Here is an 18,886-nt window from a genome sequence, read left to right as displayed (position 1 = left end):
ACCATTACAGTATCCAGCCATGCAATGGGTAATACGAACGTCAATTCCGGTCAAACAAACGGATCATTTATCAGTAGCGGTACCTGAGTTCAAATGCGGCCAGGTGGTTTGTTCGTGTGGCACCCTCGACCAGATTCAGGTTGCTGATCTTTTCGACACCATAGAGCAGTTGTCCATCGAGATCTCCATAGATCGGCAGCATCCAGGAGATACGTCCGGCATCCTTGTGCTCCATGACCTGCATAACACCATTGAGCGGATCATATTGGCCGACACTGTTAACGCGGACACGTCCCTCCTGCCCCCGATCGGTATGGAAATATTCCAGAGCAACCATGTGACGAGCCGAAAAGGAGTGGCTGTAGCGGACAAAAAAATCCTGGGCACTTCCTCCCTGGGAATGGCCGGGTGACATATCATGGTAGGTGTAGCCGCGCGGAAATTTGAAATCCGTGTAGAGCATGGGATTACCCCAATAAAATTCAAAACGCAGGTCATCGCGGCAGGCGGCCGTCAAACAGGGGGCATATATGCCGGCTACGTAGCTTTCAACAATCGGCCAGAACGAAGCAGAATCTTCGCCGGCATATTCACCGTAGACCTCTGTATTGCGCAGCCAGGGGATACGGAAGCGCAGATCCACCCCGGCGATGCTGTTAGTATGATTCGTGTAGCCACCCCCAAAGATCTCATCCTTGATGGTGGTTGAGCCTGTAAATCCCGGCCCGCCCTGTTGCCGCACAAAATTAAGGCCATATTCGAACCAGCTGTAAGGTTTTACAGCCAGCTTGACTCCAATAAAATAGGGGCGCCGGTGATCAGGAGTCCCCACATCGGTCTCATTGAAGCGTGACACCACCAGAGCATACTTGACATCCCCCAGCCACTGTTTTACCCAGCCAACATCCAGAGGTTCGGGGCTTGAGAGCTTGACCTGGTCAAAGTTCCTGGCATTGCTGGAAAGGGTCAAAGCACCGCGATATCCCGGCCCGAACCAGTTTTCATCGCGTCCGACCTCCAGCTCCAGACCGCCGCCCCCCAGCTTGACATAGCCCCGATTCAGCTGAAAGCGGGTATCATCGGGAGAGTACTGCAGTATCGGCTCCACAAGCACAGAAGCCAGGTCGCTGATATAGCCCTCTGCAGAAAGTCGGATCTCGGCATTGTGCCCTTTCCTGTAAATAACCCCATTGTTGTTTTCAATCAGGGGCGTTCCTTCGGTTCCTGAATCTTTCAGCACACCGACATCGCCAGCAGGGCGAAGAGTCCCCCCGATAAAGCCGAACGCAGACTGCCCGCCACGGATGAAAACCGGGCGATTGTAGTCCCGGGGGACCCCATCCAGATATACGTAACGCAACCGCAGGGCAGACACCGGGTTGTAATCGATGAACTGCGGCTTTTTGTCAGAGTTCTCACGCAGTGACACCTCTCGCGGCAGGCTCTCACGGATTCTTTTTATCAGTTCCCCTGCAAAGGCAGGTGCAGTTGTATCCTGCACGATCAGGTTCGATTGGGCTTCCTGCACCAACCGGGCCGCCTCTGCTTTGGAATAAGGCCGCAGCCCTCTTACGTCAGAAGTAATCAGTCCCATACCGGCCAGTTTCTCAAGGTAGCCGTAGATCGGACTACCCAGTGGGATATTGGCGGAGGAGAGGGCAGATGCAGGTTCTGCAGAAACAAGTGATGCCAGGAATACTATGCCAGCTAAGCACAGGTGGATGCTGATCGGCTTCGATATGTTATGTGTTGTTTGCACTGGCCTCCTAATTGTGAATAAACACAATTTGAATAACTATCTTGCACCCTTACTGGCCATCACTACCCAGAAGGTCTTGAGAATCAACTTGATATCCAACCACAATGACCACTCTTCTATGTAACGAATATCAAGCCTGACAACATCATCGAAATCATGGATCTGATTGCGGCCGCTTACCTGCCACAGACCGGTAATACCCGGTTTTATGCAGATGCGCTTGCGGTGCCAGTTCTCGTAGGCTGCTACCTCATCCGGAGTTGGCGGACGCGTACCGACCAGACTCATTTCGCCCTTCAGCACATTCCAGAACTGGGGCAGTTCATCAAGACTCGATTTTCGGAGAAATCGTCCTGTCCTGGTGATTCGAGGGTCATCCCTCATCTTGAACATTGCCCCGGTCATCTCATTCTGCGACATCAGTTCCTGTTTTCGAGCTTCGGCATCCATACGCATGGAGCGAAATTTCCAGCACGTAAAGGTGCGGCCATTCTCGCCGACACGTTCCTGCCCGAACAGCAGCGGACCCTTTGATTCGAGCCGGATGGCCAGGGCAATCCATGGGAATAACAGTACCGTAATTATAAGACCGACAATGGCACCCACAATATCCAGACAGCGCTTGAGAAAAAGCTGCCCGGTGTCAAAAGCCTTGCTGTGATACGTCAAAACAGGAATATCGCCATGGAACATAGAAAGTTCCTTGCGCGAGGAAGGGGCATCATAAAGGTCAATCACCATTCTTACGCTTATGCCCATTTCCTGAAGCATATAGAGATATTCATCAATCACCGACAGGTTACTGCGGGGAAGAGAAAAGACCACCTCATCAATCATCTTCTGCTTGCAGATCTCCACCAACTCATCAATATATCCCAGCCGGGCACACCCCGGGATTTCAGGTGCACCAGGTTCATCAGGCAGACCAACAATGCCGGCAATGACAAACCCCCAGTCATTATGCTGCCTGATAACATCCACAAAGTGATGCATCTGGTCACCCGAACCGACAAACAGGATATTTCTGCTGTTATACCCCTTCCGGCGGAAAAATCTGAGCAACAGCTTGATACTGCCCTTGGCCACTACTATGAGAACCAGTGAGAAGAGTATGAAGCTGCCAAACAGAAGTCGACTGTAACTGGTAGCGTGAACAAGAAAAACACTCGCCGAAACTATAAGTCCGCCAATAACGTGAACTTTCAGGAGTGCCGCAATGACAGCAAAGAAGGATTTCGTACGCATCGAGTCGTAGAGCCCGAAATATGTCAGCAGAAAGATCCAGACAGGTAGTACAACAACGAGCACCCAGCTGTAGTCCTGAAGATCGCTCAGTTGGCCGGTAGCCAGCTGAACCGCGTTAAACGCCAGTACAAATGCAGTCACAGTAGCGGCGACATCAACCGCAACGGCAAATTTGGCAAATAATCGGGCCTGTTGTCTAAGCATCCGCAATTCCGTTACACAGCTGTGTCAATTTTTTTTCAAATGCGGCAAGTACATTCCTGCTGTCCCACTGCTCCATGCAAAGTACTCTGGCGGCTTCTCCCAACCTGGTTCGCATTTCAGGATTGTCTGCCAGCAGATGTATAGCAGTTGCCAATGCATGTGAATCTCCAGGCGACACAACAATGCCACATTTATCTACCAAGTGGGATAGCTCGGAATCCTCTTTTACTGTGGCAACAATTGGTCTGGCACTTGCCATCATGCCGAGCAGCTTGGATGGCTTCACCAGGCTGGCCACATCTGGTCGCTGCGGTAACAAATGAATATCCGCCAGATTTAACAAGTCATTCAGCCGCTCCACTGGTTGCAGCGGGGTGAATCGAATAGTATCCAGACCCTCGGCAGAATTCTCAAGCCGTTGTCGTGCAGCACCGTCCCCACTGAGCACGAACATAATCAGTTTCTCAGGTGACAGGATACGAGCAGCCTCCACCACAATCTCCAACCCCTGCTTTTCGCCCATGTTTCCCGAATAAAGGACTACAATTAGATCCTGCGAAATCCCCCACTCTTCCCTGAGGGTATTGTCTTCCTGAATCGGGTAGATTGTTTTTGTGTCTACCCAGTTAGGAAAGCAGAGAGTCTTTCCGACCGGGACCCGTTTTGCATGAATCCCGGTAAGCATGCTGTCTGAAATGCTTGAAACAAGATCAAATTTCCCCATGATAAACCGTTCTGAACTTTCCACTACACGCTGGAGCAGGCGAGAGCGGATCAAGCCAAGCGCAAAAGCCGCATCTAGTTCCAGATCTTGAATATGCAGCCAGGCTTTCGAGCCGGTCAAGCGAGCTGCCAGCAGGGCTGTGGGGGTGCAGAAGAACGTTGGCTCCAGCACGAACACGACATCCGGACGCCATACCATTGCGGTTTTCAATACAACGGGAAAGGTGCTGATGGCAAATGAAAAGAGGTGCAGGATGCGTCGAATGCCGGACTGGCGTGCTGGAATCCAGAGCGGACAGCGCGTTATGGACACACCATTCAGGTTTTCGCATGAGTAACCTGTTGAGGAATAACCGTCTGAAACTTTCCAAGCGGGGTAATAAGGCGGGGCGCAAACGACCTTTACCTCGTGACCTTGACTGGCAAGCCATGCGCACATTTCGCCGGTATACTTGCCGATTCCGGTCAGTTCAGGTGCATAGTTTATGCCGTAGACCAGAATGCGCAGTTGCACCCTATTTCTACCATTTTCTGTCATTTTTTATCTGATTCTCGCATCCACTTGACGGTCAGCCTAACACCTTCCTCAATATTGAATGGCAGTGGACCACAAATAGATTCAAGTTCGGTCGTGTCATACACCATATCAGTAATGAGATTATCAAGTCTAAAAGTGGTGAGAGGAAATCTGCTATACACCAATGAAATAAAATCTCCACATACGGCACCCAACTTGGCAATCAGGTACGGGGCGGTTGGAATCGGGGACTGATCCATACATATACGGATTCGGTCAGACCACGTATTGACGTCAAGTGCTGGATAATCACACAGGTACATAGTTTTCCGGTTAACCAATTCTGAAGGCGCATCCAATAAACAATTGAGCTGATAGATCGTGTTGGATACAAATCCAAATGATTTAAGAGGGTTGAGTCCGGAGATATTAAAGTACATTCTCTTCGCGATAGTTTCAAAATAAATCTTGTACGGCACATCAAACCAGGGACCCCAAATCGACGTCGGCCGAACGATGATCCATTCACTTTTGATGTCTGCTGCTTTGATTAGTTGTTCTGAAACTACTTTGCTTTGACCATACAGATTGGGAGGGCAGTAATCCTCTGTATATTGAGGTTGGTAGCCGATCTTGCACACCATGCGGCTGGAAGCAAAAACAATCCTTTTCAAGGAGATGCATTCATTTGAAACCTTAATAATATTCTTGATGCCATCTATGTTCGCAGCATAACCATCCAGGCTCTTTTTCTCATTCAAATCTGTTCTTGCTGCCAAATGGAGCAAATAATGCGGTTGAAACCGTATAAATATTTCTTGTAACTTTTCAACCTCCAAAATATCCACATGGGACCAATAAGGAAGGTGAGATGTTTTTTGGGGAGGTTTGATATCAATACTTAAAACGTTATATCCCAAGCCTGCAAAGTGCTCAACCGCATTGGTTCCAATAAATCCGGAACCACCAGTTATCAGAATCCTTTTCTCATGTATTGATGTTTCATTCAGGTTATCAGACACAATACCATATCCCCTTTGACCGGCTTGCACATAGACCCCACTAGTTTCGTCAGGAGACGTCACAAACGACTTGCTGACGAATACCGGGCGATACCTTCCCGATATACTTCAGAATGTTCGTCTGCAATCGTATCCCAAGAATAATTTTGCGCAACAAGTTCCCTGCCTTTTCGCCCCATATCTAACAATTGCGTTCTATCCTTGAGCATTTCGATCATACCTTTCGCCATCGCACTCGCCACTGCCTCCACCACCTTCCCTGCGCCGGCCAGCTCTACTTCCGGAAAGTGGCAGCCGGGAGAAATCATCACTGCTGTTCCGCTGGCCAGTGCTTCCAGAATTGCCATGGAAAAACCTTCACCGACCGAGGGCAGACAGAAGAGGGAGGCTCGTGCCAACAGATCACTCTTTGTTTTTCCCGTAACCATTCCGGGGAAAACAATGCGATCTTGAAGTCCATGCTGTAGTGCCATCGATCGAAGCCGGTTGCCCAGGTTGAATTCATCAGGACCCGCCATTACGAGTACGGCATCTGGAAGGTTTGCACAAGCCTGTATAAATGCCTCAACCAATGTGTCAGCGCCTTTAAACGGATGCAGTCGCCCGAGAAATAGAATTACAATCGCCTCAGGACTAACGTTGAGGACGGTCGGATTATCTGGTTCGCTACGGTACTGTTCCACATCAATACCATTTGGAATCACCCGGCAAGGTATGGACGGGCATAGCATCCGGTAACTGTCAACTTCGGCATCTGTTAACGCGATCAACGTTGTGGCTGATTTTAAGATCGGCTGTTCAATGGCCCTCATGAACAATTGTTTTTTCAGCGACCGGAACCCCATTCGACCAGGGTCAAATACGCCGCGCTGGTGATAAAAAAGTGGCTTTTGATTCAAACGTGCTGCACGCGCAGCTGCAAATGTAGGGTAGATGAAGGGCAGATGTGTATGCACCAGATCCATGGTTGGAACAATTCTATCCAGTTGGTCCGCCATGGCGGGAGCGTACAGAAAACCCATGGATTTTGACAGGTATGGCACAAACGGAAACAGCTTCTTGAGCAACTCCTGCCTGCGGAAATACCACACCTCAACACCATCGACACGTTGGGGGCAATCAACAGGAACATCCAGTTCTTCAGACATATTGCAGGTAGTCGTAAAAACCGTTACCGAATGACCTTTTCGAACAAGTGCTTCTGCAAGAGAGGACACAGATATGATTGGACCGCCAACCTGGTAGGCAGGTTTATAGCCATGTACTGCAAAGAGGATTCGCAATGTTGATGTATATCCTTCAAATTTATTTTATAATTTCTCTTTCTACATTCCGGCGCTGGTGCACATCAGGGCATCGAAACACCATACTGTTTCCGCCATAATTCGAACATAACCAGAGAAAACAGGCGTTCCGTATTTTTCAATCCCTGTCTCTGCCCCTTCCATAACTCTTCAACCATTTCACGACTGAACACCGAACCATCCGCATCCTTCAACACACTGCGCATGTATTCTCCCCACTCCCCTTTGACCCAATCAGCCAATGGCAATAAAAAGCCCTGTTTGCGGGACAGATCCAATTGGGGCGGCAACAAGCGCCCCCCCAGACTACGCAGCAGTATTTTACGCCGGCTGTGATCGGCACGAAATGAATTCGGCACACTTCTGAAGGCGAACTCGATGATCCGGTAGTCAAGGAAAGGTGCCCTGATTTCCAATGAATTCAGCATGCTGGCCCGATCAGTTTTCACCAGTATATCATCAGGCAAATAGGTATTAAAATCCAACGACATGGCACTGCCCGGCAGGCCGCGCTCTTTCTGCCACTGGTCAATTTTGTAACACTCAGGAAAACCCAGGGAGTCGTGCGGCTGGTCTCGAAACACAGGCACAAGCCGCTGACGCGCGGCTAAGTCAAAACGTACATTGAAACGTGCCATCGCCTGAGCCAGCTCGCCACCGCAGCCTGCCAAGACATTTCGCCCGGCAAACCCATTCGGAAGAACCTTTTCCGCCCCTGTTGAAAAAATGCGCCGGATCGGAGCCGGGATAAATTTCCTGACAAATGCATGCTTGAAAATCCAGCTGTAGGTGGGGTAACCACCGAACAGCTCGTCACCTCCATCTCCGCCCAGAGCGACGGTACAATGCTCACGGATGAGCTTTGAAACCAGATAGGTCGGAAGCATTGAGGAATCCCCAATGGGTTCATCGTACTGCCGAGCCAACAGAGGCAACAGATCGCTGGTCGCCGGTTCGGCAACCAGCTCCATGTGATCGGTACCGAAATGTTCAGCCACCATTCGCGCATAAGGGCCTTCATCATATTTGACATGGTCAGGAAATACGACGGTAAACGTCCGTATCCGTCCCGGGGATACAGAAGCAGCAATGGCCGTTACAAGACTGGAATCAACTCCGCCGCTCAACAATACACCTACCGGAACATCTGCCACCATCTGACGGCGAACGGCATCGCTCAGCAACTGATGAAGCTCATCGGTTAACTCTTCGGCTGTCACTGATTGCGTGTGCTGTTGAGCGGGCAGCTGCCAGTACTTCCAGGACTCAAGTTTGTTGGTGCGCAACGAAAATTTGATCGCATGGGCCGGGGCCAGCTTATGAACTCCGTCCAGCAGACACAGCTCGCCAGGTACATACCCGTATGCCAGGTAAAACTCCAACGCTTGCGGATTAACTCTCCTCCGTACCCCCGGATCAGCCATCAATGCCTTCAACTCTGAGGCAAAACGGAAACAGCCATGTTCATGGGTGTAGAAAAGCGGCTTTTCTCCGGCCCGATCTCGTGCGAGGAACAGGCATTCTTCGTGGGAATCATACAGACAAAAGGCAAAGGCGCCGTTCAAGTGTTGGAGACAGTCACTCCCCCATTGTTGATATGCCGCCAGCAGCACCTCGGTATCACTGTGCGAGCGGAAGGTATGGCCTCTTCCTTCCAGTTCGTGTCGCAGCTCCTTAAAGTTGTATATCTCGCCGTTGAAAACAATCCGCAGACGGCCTGACGAGTCGGACATCGGCTGGTGCCCCGCCGGAGAAAGGTCGACAATCGCAAGGCGACGATGCGCCAGGGCCAGTCGTAGGTCGGTTGACCACCAAACGCCGGCATCGTCAGGTCCACGGTGAGTCAGGGTGTCGCGCATTGCAACCAGGAGCGAGGTGTCAGCTACAGAATCCCTTGAAAATAAACCGACTATACCGCACATAACTCAGTCTCTCCAGGGAGTATCACTTACTTGTTATGGATACAGCTGCGAACCGCCTGAATGAAGGCTCCGCTTATTGCCATTTCTTCATTTGACATCCCCTTAAAACGTCCTGCCAACTGTTTAGGAAGGACATCTGATTGCTGGATGACCTTATTTTCGTTTACGATAGAGAAGCCGGCATCCTTCATTAACCTGACATGCGTGGAGTGTGGTTCGCGATTCAAAAGGTAGGGGCGCCTGCCGCGTATCAATTTCCAGATGATATTAGAGAACCCCCAGTGTCCATTCCATGCAGCAGATAGTCCATGACATTTGAAATCTATCTGATTGGAAATGAAACCGGTCGGTTTCAGCCACTTATACATGGCCTGATATGCGCCAGAAAGGTCATCTACATGCTCAAGCACCGCCTGAGAATAGATCATGTCGATGGTTCCCCGTTCTATAATATTTTCGCCATACCAGGGAGCCACGTACCTGATCATTGACACAGGACTGTCACAGTTCTTGATCGAACTGCGAATCCGGTTGATGCGATCTTCCTCAAGGCTGTTTCCCAGGATATCGTCGTTTAAAATCTGAGATGGAAATTTGTAAGAACCCAGACGAGGCTTGATGTTCGGGAATTCATCGTCGCCGGGGATGTCCTCTCTGCGCCTGAACAATGTCACCAACTCATCCAGAATCCTGCTATTGGAATGCAAGGAAGCATGTCTGACCACATCCATGCCATAATATCTGGTAACACCTGAGAGAAGAGCGGCCAGTCCTATTCCGATCGAATCACCGGGCCCCAGCTCTCCAACGACCAGATGCGGAGAGGTCACCAGGTCTTGGCGCGCGGCCATGACCAGATGGCGCATCCAGACAGAATAGCAGTATCTGGCGGAATCTGTACCACCGGTTCCTTTGGAGTGAAATTGTGACAATCCCGGAAGAAAGGTGGAAATACCGTAGAGTAATTGGCCTACATTCATAGTATTTCCAGGTAAACCTTTTCATAGTTTCGTGCCATTTCAGAAATGGACCACTTTTGTGCTCTTTGCTGTGCATTCAAAACAAGCTTCAAAACATCATGTGAACCGTTAAATATATGCAAAATACTATCTGCAGTTTGTTGAGTGTCCAAAGGGTCAACAAAAAATGCGGAGTCACTATCAAGAATCTCCCTATGCGCCGGGATATCCGAAACAACAAGCGGGCAGCCGCAAGCCATTGCTTCCATGACCGTATTTGGGCACCCCTCATAAGCACTCAGTGTCGCAAAAACGGTGGTTTTTTTCATAAGTGCCCATACGGAGGCAGCAGGCAGATATCCGGTAAAATGGACAGAATTTTCAAGTCCTAATTGGTTTCGTAAAACCTCCAGCTCCGCCCTCTGCGGTCCATCTCCGCAAATCACCCCAATCAGATCGTGTTTTTTCCTGACAATGGCCAAAGCTTCCAAAAACAACGTAAGATTCTTGTTGGCACTGATGTCTGAAGCCAACCTCCCGACATACAATACGACAGGGGTGTCTTCAGTAGCAAGTATGGACGGTAGTAACCCGGGTTCAGCCGAGCTTATTTCATGCAGCGGCAAACCGTTCGGAACAATGTAACGGCAACTTGCAGGCAACAGGTCATTCCAATATTCTTCGCCACCGCGTGAGTTTGAGATAATTGCATTCGCACCTGCTGCAACCAGCGCTCGCAAACGATTTTTCCAGGTTGGGGGATATGCTTTAACCGAACTTGGTTCACGAAATAACCAGGGGGTCTTCGACATCTGCGCCGCGATCCCACCAAGAACATCCATCTGCAGTATCCAGGTATGTATGATATCCGGTTTTAATCTGCGTATAAGCTGATTCAGGTGCCATAACAAACGTGGATCGTAATTGGACTGCGCTGCCAACTTATGCAGAGTAACCCCGGGCAAGTCCGGCTGGAGATGTCCCTCATGCAAATAGGCAATGTGGACGTCATGGTTCCTGCGTACAAGCTCCGGAGCGAGGTAGCTGAGTTGACGTTCTGCGCCGCCTTTACACAGATTTAGAGTAAGATTAAGAATTCGCATGGTTAGTCGATAAACTCACGAAACCACAATTCAAGCGACAGGAAGGCCCACAGTCGGTCAGACCAGTCCCTCTGCCCATCGATATGTTCGTAAACCATCTTTTTCATCTGGTTCTGATTGAACAGCCCCCTGCGTGCAGATGTGTGGTCAAGGAGGGTTTCCTTCAACATCGGCGCAAGATCTTTGCGCAACCATTTTGCAAGCGGAACGCTGAATCCGGTCTTTGGCTTATTCAATATTTCAGTTGGCAACAAATGTTCCACTGCCCCTCTGAGAATTTTTTTCCCGCCAGACGCATCTCGTTTGAAGTGAGAAGGGATCGTTGCTGCAAACCCCAGTAACTCGCTGTCCAGGAACGGGCAGCGGACTTCAAGACTGTTGGCCATTGAGGCAATATCCGACTTTACCATAAGGCAATCAGGAAGATAAAAATTCTGGTCATGACGCATGAGCCAGTCCAACCCGTCCATGCCTTCCTCCCAGCGGTAAGCGTCCAGCGGATCTGCGGGAATCGGTGAACTCGATAGCAGATTCCTGAAATGCGGCGTATAGATCCTTTGTTTTTCATCAGACTTGACAAGCGCTCGATAAAGGAGTCCGCGCATTTTTACATGCTCTGCCCCGCAAATCGCGAGACCTCGTCGGATCCGGGCAATGCTGTTGAACCGCTGGAAAGGATAAAGCAGTCCACGTGCAGCATCCGCAGCAGAACGTCTCGCCCAGAGCGGTACAACGTCGCTCTTGTTCCATGCCAGTACTGTTGCATAATGCTCATAACCGCCAAACAACTCATCTCCACCATCTCCGCTCAAGGCAACCGCTACATTCTGGCGGGTCATTTTTGAGACATAATATGTCGGAATAGCGGAAGAGTCTGCAAACGGCTCGTTATAATGACTTACAAGCAGTGGCAGAACCTCGGCTGCATCGGCCTTGACGATGAATTCGTGGTGCTCTGTTCCGTAGCGTTCCGCCAAGAGACGTGCATAGGGCAACTCGTTGAATTCCTCTTCCTCGAATCCGATGGAAAAGGTCTTAACGGGCCGGGAGCTCTCTAGTGCCATCAGAGCGACAATGGTGGCGGAGTCAATTCCTCCGCTTAAAAAAGCCCCCAACTGAACATCCGAGACCATTCTCATCTTTACCGATTCGCGCAGGCGCCGCAAAAGCTCTGCCTCGATCTCCTCTCGGGGAAGATCAGTTTTCCGGGACAGCGGCGGTTCCCAATAGCGTTTGGTTGTGACCGTTCCCTTAAGATCGCAGGTCAAATACTCACCTGGCCCCAGTCGCTGGATACCTTCAAATGCGGTGAGAGGGCTGGGTACAAAACGATGCGTCAGGTACTGATCAATGGCATGATAATTGGGGGCAACAGTAACATCCGGGTCCACTGTGATCGCCTTTATTTCAGAGCCGAACACAAACGATTGTGATGTCAGGGTATAGCAGAACGGCTTCTTTCCCAAGCAGTCACGGGCGCAAAATAGTATTCCACGGCGCTCATCCCACAGGGCAAAGGCAAACATGCCACGCAGCTTATGCAGGCAAGCCGTACCCTCTTCCTCATACAGATGAATGATAACCTCAGTGTCAGTGCGCGTTGCAAAGCGATGACCCCGCTCCTGAAGTTGCGTGCGCAATTCTCTATAGTTATAAATCTCACCGTTGAACACCAGCCAGATGCTGCGGTCTTCATTGCAAAGCGGGGGGCAGGCATTCGATGCCAGATCAATAATGGTGAGACGACGCTGCCCCATACCCACATGGGGTGCGGTATGAATGCCCACATCATCCGGCCCGCGGTGCACAATCGTATTGCACATGGCCCGTATTGACTCAGGATCAGGGATTCTTTCTTTGAATTCTAATTTTCCGCAGATTCCACACATGCATTGCACCGATGTTAGGGAGAGGGTAAAGCTACCTTCGTTCTCGAACTGCTCTTTACTTTACGTGTGAGAATTTTTTCTCCAACATAGAGTAACAGGCAAAATGGTGCGACATCCCATACAAAAAAAGTTAGAATACTGAAGGTGGTTTCTCTGAATGTGTAATACACCCTCAGGCATAAATACATATACACGACTGTCTCCAGAAAACCTGTTTGGTGTCTAAGATACCAACGGTGAATCATAGCAAGTATAAATCCAAGGATTGCCCCGCGAAAAGCAAGCTCATACCAGTCCAAACCAACAATTGACTGCGTAATTACTCCCCACATAAATCCATACCCGACATCACCTAAACCAAGTTCTTGCATGTACCAAGTACTAGCACCTATTTTCTCGAACGGCATTATCTGCTGCGGTGGAAGTATTGAAATAAAATCATTGAGGTATAAGAACCAAGGCATATCGTCACCGGCAATTTTCCGTTGAAACACATCATAAGATGTTGCAAATAAAGATTGAAACTCATTCACGCTCGACACGACGCCACCATCAGCTTGTGCAAGCTTATTTTGAAATGACCCCATATCGGTATACATACGGTACACGCCAATAAAATTTATAAAAATGAAAAATAACATCCCCGAAATAATCAGAAAACGCGCCGAAAACGGTCTAATTAACCGATGATAAAAAAGTACTGATGATAAGATAAGAAAGACTAGGCCAGTACGTGTATTTTTCAGAACTATTGTCAGTATTACTTCTGTTGCAAGCCAGGCTATCAAGATAAGAAGCCACTTTCTATTCCTGCACCGACTGACGAGGATAAATATCACTGAAAATTTAAATAACAGAAAGATGTTTCTTAACTTGTCAGATGCTTGAACTACAACTCGTGGCATGCTCGACATTACTTCTACAACTCGGGCAGTTTTGGCACTATAGGTTTTCAATGATCCAAAATCTTGGTATATTATTAAATTTAGAATCAGAAAATAACTACCAAGTAGCACAAAGAAGATGATTATAACTTGTTGAGTTGAGCGAGAAGGTAATTTAACGTTACCTGTAGTTAAGCGACCTCGTCCGCGAAAAATACTGTAAAAAACAACAAAGAAAAACATGTACAACATATGGCGAAGATGGAAAAAACCAATTTCATATGCAGAAATGGAATATTTCCATAACCTATTGTCACTGAGTATGCCAAATTTGAAGCCATCAGCCCAAAAATTAACTAGAGGATAAACTGAATAAAAAAACGTGGCTAAGCCACAGAAAATTCCTGCATCAAATAATGGGATGCATCTATCGCGGTCCAACAACGTCAACCAAAGCCACAGCATCATTACAAAACATGACAAAACAGGTATTGCAACATATCGCTCATCGCTTGTCATGAATGAAAGCGCAACGGCACATAATAAAACTACTAATAAAAGAATTGATACAGACCTAATTTTAAATTGCATTTACAAAGCAGACTCTATCGAAGGATCGACAGAAATGAATTGTGTACATATCGATATTTATCCATTTGAAGATTATGCTGACTTGACCTAAGAGGCCTTATTTTATTTGGTTCCATGATTCCATCCCTTTCTTTATTAGATCGCCAGCTTTCGACAACATTGTACCTATCTTGTATTCCTTCTGGACCCGTCTGAATCCGTTAAGTGCAATTAGCTCCCGCTCTTCATCATGGGTGAGATAATATCTAATTTTGTCTATAAGATCATCGACATCCTGATAAGAAACGACTTCATTCCCTACCGAAAAAAACTGATCCAAATATTGCCCGCCATCTGAAATCTGCATAACACCATTGGCCGGCAGATCAAACAGTCGGTAACTACCAACTGTATAATCACCTCGATTATGCAGATTAATCCCTATCTTCGCACGTTGGTAAAGTGATACATAGTTATTAAATGGAATCGGTGTTACCCACCCAGGAAATCCATACTTAAGATTGAAATAGATGTTTTTTTTCAGGTTTGCCAGGCCATGCAACTGCAATCTCTTGCCTAATGCCTTTTTAACAGCGGCAAGTAAAGGCATTTTATTCAAATGCAATGCTCCAATAAAAACCACATCAATGTCTCGAACTGTAGTTAATATATTCTCTTCGGTATTTGAGGGATCACAAAGGGCATCGAAACTAGCAAGCGGCCAGAAATCAAGCCGTTTAGCTCCACAATACCGAAGCTTTTCTTCCATTCCCAGATCTCTGCTATAAGCGGGACTATGATACAAAACATGGTCATAAGCATGAAGATATGCAAAGTCACGATCATATGCCATGAGAGGCCCGTCGGTCGTCCTTAGTACTTTGTATATATTTAATTTTAGTAGGAAGTCAGGATGATACGGAAAGCAGTTGTCAACTATGAGCACTTCGGCTTCATTATCTGAAATCAACCTTTCAAGGTCCGCATACATTTTCAGCAAACCCGGATGATTGGCAAAGTAAAGATCATCAAGAAGTTGTGCACGTAGATAAAGGGTTGTATCGAGATAGACCTCGTGATTAAACGGTACGAATTGATACCGGCCACTTGAAGCTGCCTTGATCTCACGATTCCAGTAGTCTGCCTCGAACCCCTTCTTGTTAAATGAATAGATTATTTTCATCTATATCGCCTAGACTTCATGACAAAGTTGTAACTCGGATTCCAGTCTTTGTTGCGATAATGCTTAACAAGCTCAAATGCCTTCTCGAATCGACTTATCAGATTCGCAACTCGATAGCCCTTCATTCCGACTTCCCAAAAATGCTGGCCGCCACAATATCTTGGTGTTATGCCGTCCGGCTTTCTAAACCAATTGTACATATCGAAAATACAAGACAAGTCGAGTCCTTTTAAATCCATTTTAAGTCGGAATTGAAAATGACGACCTGCTACAGGTAGATATATTAAACTGTACCTGCCAACCCTGGCTAATTCAGACAAACAGATATCCAGATACGGTTCGGCAAGATGCTCCAATACATGTGATGCAATCACAACATCAAAACTGCAGTCATTAAATGCAGAAAGCTCATGAACGCTACCAATTACATCCGGATTGAATGTATCATCTATATCAAAGGTTGTTACCTCATAGCCCCGCCATTTCAATACCTCAGTGTCTAGTCCCTGCCCTGGTCCGACAATCAGTATTTTCTTTGGATTGCCGCATGACCGCAGATCGCGGTATTGGTAGTACGTGTTTATGAAATTGGATAAATGTAGTTCATCTGCCCATGTTTTCCGATCAATAGGCATTACAGATGGTTGAGGTATATCATTTTCAAACTGATTTATCATAGTTATAGTTTGGCAAATATCCAGATATATATTGTTGATTAGCACCTATTTAAAGAGGCACCAGCTATTAAGTCACTAATAATTTATTATTTTGCTTAACTGCCATATGTATTTACAGTTTCACCGCTATTACTAATAATAAAAAGTACAGAACAAATGAGAGCAAGTCCTAAGGCTGCAGCTCCTAAATAAGAAATTGCCAAACCTTTTCCACTGTAAGATTTTACAAGATAAAATGCTGATAAAACATAGATAGCTTCTCGTGGTACAGTAATGAAAAAAAATGAATGCCATATTTTTGCTTGTGATTGTACATATTGGTATAATGCAATAGTTATTGATTCAAATATACTTGCTATAAGAAGTAGCCATAGTATTTGACCACCAGCCTTGAATTCTTTGCCGAATAATTTAAGTATAATTTCACCAAAAAAGCCCACTAGCAATGCACCACACAAAGTAACTATAAATATATAAAGTATATTACTCGTTAACACATTATTGTATTTTGATTTAGTTCCTTTTGACTTTTCATTATTAAGTATAGAAACACCAACACTATTCATCACATTCGGTAGAAATAATACTAGAATTCGAAGATTGTTAGCCGCACTGAATAATGCCATTTCATTGAAGCCATTTGGTTGGCGTACAAGAAAAGAATTGGCAAGCCATAGCATTGGGGTCATATAACAACCAGCAATTGCTGAAGGTAACGCAAACTTAAATATAATTATTTTTTCTTTACGGAGAGCGCCCCAAGAATATAGCGGAGAAATATTTTTCGCTTCTGATTCTCGGTGAAGCCAATAATAGTGAATTATACAACGGAAAACAGCACTAATGCTGAGTCCAATTAGTGCACCATCCAGTCCCCCTTGCGCGGTCCCGATTGGTATCGCAATTAATGCTGCAATACCGCTCGTTATTCCCGCTTTTGCCAGACTGCCATATGCTTCAAAACCTGACAGTGCACCGGTTTGATATCCATTTACTGTTGAGCAAAACACGTATGCAGAACCAAGAATTATTGCGGTCGAAAGATGTGGCGATTGGAAAATTGAAGTTGCTAGCCAAGGTGCTGTAACACAGAGCATCAACATTGCCAAAGCAGCCATAAAAATAGTTATTATAGAACATAGCCCCATAATCCTGCCCGTTTTTTCAGGGTCACTGTCTCGGAACTCCGCTATATATTTTGCAGCGGTATAGCCGGTTGCCAGTTGTGATATACCGGCTGCAGTGAGAAGGGTGTTCTGGACCATAGCATATTCGCCAAAAACCTGCTGCAGGAGGATGCGAGCAACGATTATGTTAACGATCAACGTACTGCCTTGATTGAACACAACAGCAACCAGGTTCAGGGCGGTGCCTTTAATCATTCTCTTCCTGAGGCTAGACATTCATTAAGCCCCAAGAAAAAGTTGCATATCGAACGGACATCATCGCCTGCAATATTCCCGATACCATGAGTAGGTGTGATCGATGAGTTCATTTGTTTTTTGGGATACAACGTACCGTAAGAGAGAATGATCGACAGTATAGTGGACCGAAAAGGGCTTGGTCCCGTTGTCGCCGTAGATTGAATTTGATGATGCGTAGGCCAGATGTTTGACCCCACTATGGGAAGAATATAACTGTTCCATGACGTGCCGTTCTGAAAAGTCGAGGGGGGTGACGTTAATGCCGGACAGATCTTCCAACGCATTCAGCCGGGTCTTCCTAAGGCAAACATAGTTAGTAGCCATTTATGTTATCCAGACCAACGACCTTGTGTCCAGCAGCCCAAAAGCGACTGGAAACATGCGAACCAGCATAATCGATAGCTCCTGTGACCAAGTCCGTAATCGTGGCTTGCACTTCATGGGTAATCATCACAATCCCTCTCCATTGGAAGTTGTCAACAGCTCTGAATTGGCTGGCAAATATAATCGATAGGTGATCCGGCTCTCCGGAATCGGCTTACTACATCAACGCAGGTGCAACTCCTCAACACTCATATTTACGGCCTGAGCAGCGTCCTCCATACTGATTCCCTTCTCAAGGAGCCTCTGGGCAGTTTCCTGTCTCTCCTTAAGCCTTCGTGAGTATCCAAAACAGATGATTGCAAGTCTTCTAATCGGCTCTTTCAAATACAGAATCTCAAGAAGGCGTATTAAAGCCCATCGGCTGACATAAAACAGACCTTTCAGGCCTAATCGACTAAGGATGAACGCGAAGTATTCACTTCCTGCCGTACGGAACTCCTGTGAACTCAATCCGTCTATGTCGTTGTAGGCGGCAATAAGTTCCGGGATATATGTGAAGCTGTATGATTGGTCAATCAGGCAACGCAGGCTGAGATCCCAGTCAGCGCCGATCTTGTAGGATACATCGTAGCGAAGGGTGCTGAACACTTCTTTCGGAAAGAACATCCCCTGGTGTTTTATGCCGTGGGCACTGATTCGGTAGCGAGTGAAAGGGCCATTATATACCCGCTTTCTTCCCATTCCGTACACATCGCCATAGTAGATGGTCCTGTCAGACTTCAGGTAGGGAACCATCGCCGACAGGCTATCCATCAGCACGTCATCTGAGCCTATGAAATAAAGCCAATCACCGGTGGCAATATCCACCGCCTTGTTAATGGCATAGTAAAGGCCCTGGTCCGGCTCGCTTACCCAATAGTCGATCTGGTAATCGTATTTATAAAGAAGATCAAGGGTGCCATCGGTAGAAACACCGTCAATAACGATGAACTCTACATTGTCGTAGGACTGCCCAAGTATGCTTTTAATGCAGTTCTCAAAACAGTTGGCACGATTGAGTACAGCAACGATAATGGTTATTAGCGGTTTTTCGCGGGTAGACGTCTTAAAGCATCCCTTGGTGCGCATACCGCCTTCAGCCACCCTACCAGTGCTGGGAGGCAGTTCTTTCAACCCT

At 47.2% G+C, this 18,886-nt stretch carries 14 protein-coding genes; all 14 read right to left on the bottom strand.

Annotated elements, in window-relative coordinates:
* Positions 1 to 70: 70 nt before the first annotated feature.
* Positions 71 to 1,759 carry a capsule assembly Wzi family protein gene (locus tag ACOCF6_RS14060; RefSeq protein WP_482460961.1) on the bottom strand — a complete coding sequence of 563 codons (1,689 nt, stop codon included), beginning with the start codon at positions 1,757 to 1,759 and terminating at the stop codon, positions 71 to 73.
* A 36-nt stretch (positions 1,760 to 1,795) separates the two neighbouring features.
* A complete protein-coding gene (locus ACOCF6_RS14055; RefSeq protein ID WP_482460960.1) occupies positions 1,796 to 3,208 on the bottom strand; it encodes a sugar transferase in 1,413 nt (470 codons plus the stop codon).
* Entirely contained in the window at positions 3,201 to 4,469 is a 1,269-nt protein-coding gene (locus tag ACOCF6_RS14050; protein WP_482460959.1) for a WcaI family glycosyltransferase, read from the bottom strand. Before ACOCF6_RS14050 ends, ACOCF6_RS14055 begins: the two co-directional genes overlap by 8 nt.
* Complete coding sequence (locus tag ACOCF6_RS14045; RefSeq protein ID WP_482460958.1) at positions 4,466 to 5,533, bottom strand: NAD-dependent epimerase/dehydratase family protein; 1,068 nt, start codon at positions 5,531 to 5,533, stop codon at positions 4,466 to 4,468. Before ACOCF6_RS14045 ends, ACOCF6_RS14050 begins: the two co-directional genes overlap by 4 nt.
* Positions 5,530 to 6,753, bottom strand: a complete 1,224-nt coding sequence (locus ACOCF6_RS14040; protein WP_482460957.1) for a glycosyltransferase — start codon at positions 6,751 to 6,753, stop codon at positions 5,530 to 5,532. The genes ACOCF6_RS14045 and ACOCF6_RS14040 overlap by 4 nt, the downstream gene beginning before the upstream one ends.
* A gap of 65 nt (positions 6,754 to 6,818) precedes the next feature.
* A complete protein-coding gene (gene asnB, locus ACOCF6_RS14035) occupies positions 6,819 to 8,696 on the bottom strand; it encodes an asparagine synthase (glutamine-hydrolyzing) (RefSeq protein ID WP_482460956.1) in 1,878 nt (625 codons plus the stop codon).
* Positions 8,697 to 8,722: 26 nt separating this feature from the next.
* Entirely contained in the window at positions 8,723 to 9,676 is a 954-nt protein-coding gene (locus ACOCF6_RS14030; protein WP_482460955.1) for a methyltransferase domain-containing protein, read from the bottom strand.
* Complete coding sequence (locus tag ACOCF6_RS14025) at positions 9,673 to 10,758, bottom strand: glycosyltransferase (RefSeq protein ID WP_482460954.1); 1,086 nt, start codon at positions 10,756 to 10,758, stop codon at positions 9,673 to 9,675. Before ACOCF6_RS14025 ends, ACOCF6_RS14030 begins: the two co-directional genes overlap by 4 nt.
* A gap of 2 nt (positions 10,759 to 10,760) precedes the next feature.
* Positions 10,761 to 12,647, bottom strand: a complete 1,887-nt coding sequence (gene asnB, locus ACOCF6_RS14020; protein ID WP_482460953.1) for an asparagine synthase (glutamine-hydrolyzing) — start codon at positions 12,645 to 12,647, stop codon at positions 10,761 to 10,763.
* A gap of 14 nt (positions 12,648 to 12,661) precedes the next feature.
* Positions 12,662 to 14,122 (bottom strand): hypothetical protein, encoded by a 1,461-nt coding sequence (locus ACOCF6_RS14015; protein ID WP_482460952.1) that lies wholly within the window; start codon positions 14,120 to 14,122, stop codon positions 12,662 to 12,664.
* Positions 14,123 to 14,219: 97 nt separating this feature from the next.
* Positions 14,220 to 15,284, bottom strand: a complete 1,065-nt coding sequence (locus tag ACOCF6_RS14010) for a glycosyltransferase family protein (protein WP_482460951.1) — start codon at positions 15,282 to 15,284, stop codon at positions 14,220 to 14,222.
* On the bottom strand, positions 15,281 to 15,961 hold the full coding sequence (locus ACOCF6_RS14005; protein WP_482460950.1) for a class I SAM-dependent methyltransferase: 681 nt from the start codon (positions 15,959 to 15,961) through the stop codon (positions 15,281 to 15,283). The genes ACOCF6_RS14010 and ACOCF6_RS14005 overlap by 4 nt, the downstream gene beginning before the upstream one ends.
* 95 nt (positions 15,962 to 16,056) lie before the next feature.
* The gene (locus tag ACOCF6_RS14000; protein WP_482460949.1) at positions 16,057 to 17,343 is read right to left on the bottom strand and encodes an oligosaccharide flippase family protein; all 1,287 of its coding nucleotides are present in this window, start codon (positions 17,341 to 17,343) and stop codon (positions 16,057 to 16,059) included.
* A 588-nt stretch (positions 17,344 to 17,931) separates the two neighbouring features.
* Positions 17,932 to 18,837 (bottom strand): glycosyltransferase family 2 protein, encoded by a 906-nt coding sequence (locus tag ACOCF6_RS13995; protein WP_482460948.1) that lies wholly within the window; start codon positions 18,835 to 18,837, stop codon positions 17,932 to 17,934.
* Between the last annotated feature and the right edge of the window lie 49 nt (positions 18,838 to 18,886).

This window comes from Geobacter psychrophilus (assembly GCF_056821595.1).
The sequence above is the reverse complement of the archived record's forward strand: the minus strand, read 5'-3'. Positions and strand labels throughout refer to the sequence as shown.

Excerpts from the sequence above, each read along its gene's own strand:
- asnB (WP_482460953.1), bottom strand. The coding sequence starts at position 12,647 with ATGTGTGGAATCTGCGGAAAATTAGAATTCAAAGAAAGAATCCCTGAT.
- asnB (WP_482460956.1), bottom strand. The coding sequence starts at position 8,696 with ATGTGCGGTATAGTCGGTTTATTTTCAAGGGATTCTGTAGCTGACACC.
- ACOCF6_RS14005 (WP_482460950.1), bottom strand. The coding sequence starts at position 15,961 with ATGATAAATCAGTTTGAAAATGATATACCTCAACCATCTGTAATGCCT.
- ACOCF6_RS14055 (WP_482460960.1), bottom strand. The coding sequence starts at position 3,208 with ATGCTTAGACAACAGGCCCGATTATTTGCCAAATTTGCCGTTGCGGTT.
- ACOCF6_RS14050 (WP_482460959.1), bottom strand. The coding sequence starts at position 4,469 with ATGACAGAAAATGGTAGAAATAGGGTGCAACTGCGCATTCTGGTCTAC.
- ACOCF6_RS14015 (WP_482460952.1), bottom strand. The coding sequence starts at position 14,122 with ATGCAATTTAAAATTAGGTCTGTATCAATTCTTTTATTAGTAGTTTTA.
- ACOCF6_RS14010 (WP_482460951.1), bottom strand. The coding sequence starts at position 15,284 with ATGAAAATAATCTATTCATTTAACAAGAAGGGGTTCGAGGCAGACTAC.
- ACOCF6_RS13995 (WP_482460948.1), bottom strand. The coding sequence starts at position 18,837 with ATGCGCACCAAGGGATGCTTTAAGACGTCTACCCGCGAAAAACCGCTA.
- ACOCF6_RS14025 (WP_482460954.1), bottom strand. The coding sequence starts at position 10,758 with ATGCGAATTCTTAATCTTACTCTAAATCTGTGTAAAGGCGGCGCAGAA.
- ACOCF6_RS14000 (WP_482460949.1), bottom strand. The coding sequence starts at position 17,343 with ATGATTAAAGGCACCGCCCTGAACCTGGTTGCTGTTGTGTTCAATCAA.
- ACOCF6_RS14030 (WP_482460955.1), bottom strand. The coding sequence starts at position 9,676 with ATGAATGTAGGCCAATTACTCTACGGTATTTCCACCTTTCTTCCGGGA.